The organism is Kitasatospora sp. NPDC058406, from assembly GCF_042722765.1.
Classification (GTDB): Bacteria; Actinomycetota; Actinomycetes; order Streptomycetales; family Streptomycetaceae; genus Kitasatospora.
The window spans coordinates 1-1,437 of sequence record NZ_JBHXKE010000502.1 but is presented as its reverse complement, the minus strand read 5'-3'; the positions used below and the strand labels follow the sequence as shown (position 1 = coordinate 1,437).

Annotated in this window: 2 protein-coding genes; both read left to right on the top strand. The window is 68.2% G+C overall.

The annotated features are described in order from the left end of the window. The first annotated feature begins 163 nt into the window (after nt 1–163). On the top strand, nt 164–598 hold the full coding sequence (rplK, locus tag ACFWOG_RS40865) for a 50S ribosomal protein L11 (RefSeq protein WP_148644356.1): 435 nt from the start codon (nt 164–166) through the stop codon (nt 596–598). A 76-nt stretch (nt 599–674) separates the two neighbouring features. After that, nucleotides 675–1,397 carry a 50S ribosomal protein L1 gene (gene rplA, locus ACFWOG_RS40860; protein WP_329885426.1) on the top strand — a complete coding sequence of 241 codons (723 nt, stop codon included), beginning with the start codon at nt 675–677 and terminating at the stop codon, nt 1,395–1,397. Nucleotides 1,398–1,437: the final 40 nt, after the last annotated feature.

The following is a 1,437-nucleotide window of genomic DNA, read 5'->3' as shown; positions in this document are numbered from 1 at the left end:
CAACCGTCCGCGGATTCGGGGCTGGCCCGCCGGCCCTGCCCCGAATCCGTTTTGGTCCAGCGACGCCGAGGCGTTAGCCTGGTCCGATGTGTGTGCTGGCGACTGGGTGTCGCCCCGGTTCCGCACACACCAGCAATCACCTCTCGGAAGGACCCGGAGAGACATGCCTCCCAAGAAGAAGAAGGTCACGGGGCTTATCAAGCTCCAGATCAACGCCGGTGCGGCCAACCCGGCGCCGCCGGTCGGCCCCGCGCTGGGCCAGCACGGCGTCAACATCATGGAGTTCTGCAAGGCCTACAACGCTGCGACCGAGTCGCAGCGCGGCATGATCGTGCCGGTGGAGATCACGGTCTACGACGACCGTTCCTTCACCTTCATCACGAAGACGCCGCCGGCCGCGCGCCTCATCCTGAAGGCTGCGGGTGTCGACAAGGGCTCTGCCGAGCCGCACAAGACCAAGGTCGCCAAGCTCACGGCCGCCCAGGTCCGCGAGATCGCCACGGTCAAGCTCCCCGACCTGAACGCCAACGACCTGGACGCCGCGTCGAAGATCATCGCCGGCACCGCCCGGTCGATGGGCATCACGGTCGAGGGCTGATCACCCTTCTCGTCCATGTGGTAGGGCCTGCGCGGCCCGCACATACCACGACTCCATTCCCCATTCAGGAGCAGCAGTGAAGCGCAGCAAGGCTCTGAAGGCCGCGGACGCTCAGGTCGACCGCGACCGCCTTTACGCCCCCCTCGAGGCCATCCGCCTCGCCAAGGCGACCAGCACCACCAAGTTCGACGGCACCGTCGAGGTCGCCATGCGTCTGGGCGTCGACCCGCGCAAGGCGGACCAGATGGTCCGCAGCACCGTGATCCTCCCGCACGGCACCGGTAAGACCGCTCGGGTCCTGGTCTTCGCGACCGGCGAGCGTGCCGAGGCCGCGCGTGCTGCGGGCGCCGACATCGTCGGTTCCGACGAGCTCATCGACGAGGTCGCCAAGGGCCGCCTCGACTTCGACGCCGTCGTCGCCACCCCGGACCTCATGGGCAAGGTCGGCCGCCTCGGCCGCGTGCTCGGTCCCCGTGGCCTGATGCCGAACCCGAAGACCGGCACCGTGACCCCGGACGTGGCCAAGGCCGTGAACGAGATCAAGGGCGGCAAGATCGAGTTCCGCGTCGACAAGCACTCGAACCTGCACTTCATCATCGGTAAGGTCTCCTTCACCGACGAGCAGCTGGTCGAGAACTACGCCGCCGCGCTGGACGAGGTGCTCCGCGCCAAGCCGTCCGCCGCCAAGGGCCGGTACATCAAGAAGACCGCGCTCTCCACCACGATCGGCCCCGGCATCCTCGTGGACCCGAACCGCACCCGGAACCTCCTCGTCGAGGAGGACCCGGCCGCGCTCTGATCGCAGCCGTAGTCCGTACGGCGGGCCCGCACCCCTTCGC

What these genes read in the sequence shown, in the direction of transcription:
- rplK (WP_148644356.1), top strand. Translation starts at nt 164, where the DNA reads ATGCCTCCCAAGAAGAAGAAGGTCACGGGGCTTATCAAGCTCCAGATC.